The sequence below is a fragment of the Planktotalea sp. genome, from assembly GCF_039984035.1.
In the GTDB taxonomy this organism is placed as follows: Bacteria; Pseudomonadota; Alphaproteobacteria; order Rhodobacterales; family Rhodobacteraceae; genus Planktotalea.
On the sequence record NZ_JBDWVM010000353.1, the window covers coordinates 1 to 5,061 of the forward strand.

The 5,061-nt window shown below is 54.1% G+C and carries 5 protein-coding genes and 1 pseudogene; 3 read left to right on the forward strand and 3 right to left on the reverse strand.

The features are described 5' to 3' along the window. A pseudogene (locus tag ABJQ89_RS15825) lies at positions 1-350 on the reverse strand (hypothetical protein); the annotation flags it as partial. 136 nt (positions 351-486) lie between these two features. Here ABJQ89_RS15825 and ABJQ89_RS15830 point away from each other — a divergent pair. Then, positions 487-1,173: a thiamine diphosphokinase gene (locus ABJQ89_RS15830; RefSeq protein WP_348497130.1), complete on the forward strand. Its 687-nt coding sequence runs from the start codon at positions 487-489 to the stop codon at positions 1,171-1,173. Here ABJQ89_RS15830 and ABJQ89_RS15835 read toward each other — a convergent pair. Beyond that, on the reverse strand, positions 1,127-2,035 hold the full coding sequence (locus ABJQ89_RS15835; protein WP_348497131.1) for a DMT family transporter: 909 nt from the start codon (positions 2,033-2,035) through the stop codon (positions 1,127-1,129). The genes ABJQ89_RS15830 and ABJQ89_RS15835 overlap by 47 nt on opposite strands. Before the next feature lie 73 nt (positions 2,036-2,108). After that, the gene (locus ABJQ89_RS15840; RefSeq protein WP_348497132.1) at positions 2,109-3,482 is read right to left on the reverse strand and encodes an L-serine ammonia-lyase; all 1,374 of its coding nucleotides are present in this window, start codon (positions 3,480-3,482) and stop codon (positions 2,109-2,111) included. A gap of 180 nt (positions 3,483-3,662) precedes the next feature. Between ABJQ89_RS15840 and rpiA the strand changes: the two genes are divergently transcribed. Together rpiA and ABJQ89_RS15850 are read left to right on the forward strand one after the other, a co-directional pair. Beyond that, positions 3,663-4,451 carry a ribose-5-phosphate isomerase RpiA gene (gene rpiA / locus ABJQ89_RS15845; RefSeq protein ID WP_348497133.1) on the forward strand — a complete coding sequence of 263 codons (789 nt, stop codon included), beginning with the start codon at positions 3,663-3,665 and terminating at the stop codon, positions 4,449-4,451. Positions 4,452-4,484: 33 nt separating this feature from the next. Then, on the forward strand, positions 4,485-5,061 hold a 577-nt coding region (locus tag ABJQ89_RS15850), incomplete at its 3' end, for an FAD-dependent oxidoreductase (protein ID WP_348497134.1).

Here is a 5,061-nt window from a genome sequence, read left to right on the forward strand (position 1 = left end):
TCGTCGCTTTCGACGTCAATTTCTGCATCTTCTACGGCATCGCTGACAACGTCATCAGAAAGGGCGACATCGTCAACGACTGCGTCGTTTGCGGGAAGGGTCGTGCGCAGGACGATCTTGCCATCATCATGGTGTGCCTCTACGCGGCGCGATACTTCGCGCTCTGCGATACGTGCAAGCATTTCTGCATCTGGGGTCGGGGGCTCGGCGCCAAAATAGCGATCGTCAGCAGCCAGATCGCGGAAATACTCTGCAATGGCTTTCATTGTATCGAACGAATCGTCAAACCCTTCCAATGTGCAAGAGAATGTGCCGTAAGAAACTGTGAGAACTTTGCTCGTATTTACCATGGATTACTCGCTTTACTAAAATCTTGAGACGTCAATAACTAACCCCTAAGGACCAAAGCGGCCCGAATCTGTGTCTGTTACAGTATCATTTCATGGCCCAAATGTGATCTGTTTCTATTTGAGGTGTTAATTCCACGTGATCTCTAAAATTGTTCGAAAATTGGAACCGGTGACGCTGGTCGGGGGCGCGGATGTCTCTAAATCCGCCTTCGAAAGGGCGATTGTTCACGCTCCGACGATTCTCGCTGCAGATGGGGGTGCCGTGCATGCGCTCAACCTAGGCGCGATTCCCGAGGCGGTGATTGGCGATATGGATTCGCTGGATCGCGAACTAAAGGGGCAGCTACCTGCGGCATCGCTACACTTTATAGAAGAACAAGACAGCACAGATTTCGAGAAATGCCTTTTGCGTATCGAAGCACCGTTAATCATGGGGGTCGGATTTCTGGGGGGGCGCCTAGATCACCAATTGGCAGCATTTCATGCACTAGTAAGGTTTGCCCATCAGCGCTGCATTCTCGTGAACGATGACGAGCTTGTGTTTCTCTGTCCTCCACAGTTTTCTATGCCGCTCGCGGCAGGGACTCCGGTATCCTTATTCCCAATGGGGGCGAGCACGGGCAGGGGCGAAGGTTTGAAGTGGTCATTTCCGTCATTGGATTTTGAACCCGGACTGCGCATTGGTACGTCGAACGAGGCAATTGGCGCTGTAACCCTGGAAATGAGCGCGCCCAATATGCTTTGCATTTTGCCAAGCGACTGTTTCGAATTGGTGCTTAAGGCACTGATGGCGCAGGCTGGTTCATGGCCCGCTCGCGCATAACTATATAAAGTCCTGCAGTTATCGTGATGAGTATCCCAATCGCGGCGAGTCCGTTGGGCAATTCCTGAAATACGAACCAGCCGACAAATGTGGCAAAGGGGATTTCTAGATATTGCATCGGTGCAAGTGTCGCTGATGGTGCAAAACGCAGCGACCATGTCATGAAGAGATGGGCGACCGTGCCCAAAGTGCCAATCGCCAGCAATAAGAGCCATTCTTGGCCATTTGGCATTTTCACTTCAAAGAGCGCGATGCCGCTGTCTCGGAACAAGAAAACAAGAGGCGTTAGGATAATCACGGCCATGACGCCGTTAACGCCCTGTAAGCTAATCGGATCGATATTTTTGGCGATCAATCGGGTAACGAGCATAAAGAGAGAAAAGACGACAGCGACAACAAGCGGCAACAGCGCGGGCCAGCCTGCATTTTCAAACGCGGGTTGAATAACCAATAAGGTGCCAATGAACCCTACCGCGCAAGCGATGATGCGGCGCATTCCGATCTCTTCGCCAAGAACATAGTGCCCGAGGATGAGCATGATGAAGGGCATCACAAAAGCGATTGCGACCGCATCGGCAAGGGGTAAATAGACCAACGCTGTGAACATCGCGCCGATCCCGATGATATGAAGCGCCGCGCGCAACCATGCCAGATAAAGGATTTTGCCAGTCAAACGCCACGTGCGCCCTGTTACCGCGATAATCGGAAGCAAAAGCAATGCCTGTATCGCGAAACGTGCCAGTAGCAAAATTCCTAAAGGTACCGTTTGCCCCAGCACTTTTGCCAAAGCGTCCCCGAGAGGTGCCATGATGCAAAAGCCGAGCATGAGCAATATGCCGAGAAGGGGGCGATCTGGTATCATCCGGCGACGCTATGCAGTGCACAGAAGATTGGCAATGACGCGCGGCTTGATTTCTGCACGCTAGCCCAGTTTTTCAACAGTTGGGTATGTTGACCGCGAGACCACCAAGAGATGTCTCTTTATATTTCTCACTCATATCAGCGCCTGTTTGGCGCATGGTTTCGATGCAGGCATCCAGCGGCACCAAATGTGTGCCATCGCCGCGCAGGGCAAGCGATGCGGCGCTAACCGCTTTGATTGCACCCAATCCATTCCGTTCAATACAGGGGACTTGGACCAACCCTTTGACGGGATCGCAGGTCATGCCCAAGTGGTGCTCTAATGCGATTTCCGCCGCATTTTCAACCTGTTCTGGTGTTCCGCCCATGATCGCACAAAGCCCTGCAGCGCCCATCGCTGCGGCGCTGCCGACTTCTGCCTGACATCCCGCTTCTGCGCCGGAAATTGAGGCGTTGAACTTGACCAAGCCGCCAATGGCTGCGGCGGTTAGAAGGAAATCTTCAACCTTGCTTTCCGATGCGCCGGGAACATGGTCCAGATAATATCGAAGTGTCGCTGGAATGACGCCTGCAGCCCCATTCGTAGGAGCAGTGACAACCTGTCCACCGGCGGCATTCTCTTCATTAACGGCCATGGCATAAACGCTCATCCAATCGTTGATCGTGTGCGGTGCATTCAGGTTCATGCCGCGCTCGGCTTGCAGGGCATCGTGAATGGCTTTCGCACGCCGCCGCACATCAAGCCCGCCGGGGAGGATCCCTTCGTGCGCGAGACCCTTGTTGATACAATCATTCATGACTTGCCAGATACGGGCCGTGCCTGTGCGCAGGTTGTCGGTGCCACCGCGTGAAATTTCGTTTGCACGTTTCATCGCTGCGATGTCCTTGCCCGAAGCTTTCGCCATTTCGAGCATTTCAGCGGCGGATTTGAATGGAAACGGTACTGGCGTGCCCTCGTCCGTGTCCTTGCCCTGTTCGAGTTCATCCGCTGTCAAAATGAACCCGCCGCCAACGGAGTAGTAAGTCTCTTGCAAAACCACATCGCCCTGCGCATCGGTGGCCATCAAGATCATGCCATTTGCATGCCCAGGCAGATTGGGACCGAAGTCGAATTTTAGATCGGTTTTGGGATCAAAGGCGAGGGGCGGCAAACCCTCAGGCGTTACCGTTTTCGTCGCGACAATCTCAGCAAAGCAAAGGTCCGCCTTTTCCGCATCGTAGGTTTCTGGTGCAAACCCAGCCAGCCCGAGGATAGTTGCGCGATCCGTTGCGTGACCAACGCCCGTGAAGGCAAGTGAGCCATGGAGCGAGGCACGCAGGCCGGCGAACTCAAAAGGGGAAGCGCGCATTTGATCCAAGAATCGACCTGCGGCAACCATGGGCCCCATCGTGTGCGAGGACGACGGGCCAATCCCGACTTTGAACATGTCAAAAACTGAAAGAAACATTGGCGTAATCAACCTCGTTTTTGCGTGCGGTCCTTGCGCCTTGGCGCATGTCCTCTACCTTACGGCTAAAACATTTCTAAACATCTGCTAGTTAGAATTCAGATTGAAAAGCGACATTCCGCCCTCGCGCACCGTCCAAGCAATGCGTATAAGTGGCGCAATGAACAGGGAGACTCGATCATGGCAGGCGAATTGTCACCAATCGACAAAGCAAAGTTTGTCGCGGCCAAGCGCGCAGCGGCCTTTGTCGAAGACGGGATGCGCGTCGGCCTTGGAACGGGATCAACTGCCGCTTGGCTCGTGCGGTGCCTTGGTGAAATGGTGCGCGAGGATGGCCTGCGCATTCGCGGCGTGCCCACGTCTGCCCGTACCGCGCAACTGGCGCGTAATGTTGGCATCGACGTTGTGTCCTTGGATGAGGCGCGTTGGCTCGACATCACGATTGACGGCGCGGATGAATTTGACCGCGATTTGAACCTGATAAAAGGTGGCGGCGGTGCTTTGCTGCATGAAAAGATCGTCGCGACCGCCTCGGATCAGATGATCGTGATTGCAGATATCGGCAAGGAGGTAGGCCATTTGGGCGCCTTTCCATTGCCTATTGAGGTGATCCCCTTCGGTTGGCAAACGACACGCGCTTTGGTCGAAGAAACGCTTGTTTCGATGGATGTTTTGAACCGCCAAATCGGTCTGCGCATGAATGGCGATGCGCCGTTCGTCACGGACGAAGGCAATTTCATTCTAGACCTAAACCTCAAGCGCATTGGCAACGTGCGGCAATTGGCGATGGTGATCAACCAAATGCCTGGCGTTGTGGAAAACGGGCTCTTTATAGATATTTGTGACGTAGTTGTGATCGGTCATGGGGATGGCAAGGTCGAGGTTCGCGACATAAATACGGGCAAGGTTGAGCATGACAGGCTGGACTTTGTGGAAAATGAGAACCTGTTCACTGACTTGGCGGACTAAACCTACCAGCATTTAGACTTTTGGAGCGACCTGATGGCATTTGACTATGATCTCTTTGTAATTGGCGGTGGATCTGGCGGAGTACGCGCCGCGCGCGTGGCCGCGCAAGACACAGGCGCCAAGGTCGCGTTGGCCGAGGAAGATCGCTACGGCGGTACATGTGTTATTCGCGGCTGCGTTCCCAAAAAACTGATGGTCTTCGCGTCCGGTTATGGGGGCCTTGTTGATGAGGCGCGCGCTTATGGCTGGGATGTGACCTCCAATGGCTTCGATTGGAAAGCGTTCCAAGCGAAGATGCATGCGGAACTGGATCGCCTTGAAGGGATTTACCGCCGTTTGCTGAAAAACGCGGGCGTTGAAACCTATGATCAACGCGCGCGGATCGCAGATGCGCATACGGTTGAATTGGCGGATGGCACACGCATTACGGCCAAGCATATCTTGGTTGCGGTTGGTGGCCGCGCTGTGAAACCTGAAATGGACGGCGCAGAGCTGGCGATCACCTCCAATGAGATTTTCCACCTTGAGACGCTGCCGAAGACGATGTTGATCGTGGGTGGCGGCTACATCGCGTCTGAGTTTGCGGGCGTTATGAACGGTATGGGCGTGG

Excerpts from the sequence above, each read along its gene's own strand:
- ABJQ89_RS15835 (WP_348497131.1), bottom strand. The coding sequence starts at position 2,035 with ATGATACCAGATCGCCCCCTTCTCGGCATATTGCTCATGCTCGGCTTT.
- ABJQ89_RS15840 (WP_348497132.1), bottom strand. The coding sequence starts at position 3,482 with ATGTTTCTTTCAGTTTTTGACATGTTCAAAGTCGGGATTGGCCCGTCG.
- rpiA (WP_348497133.1), top strand. The coding sequence starts at position 3,663 with ATGGCAGGCGAATTGTCACCAATCGACAAAGCAAAGTTTGTCGCGGCC.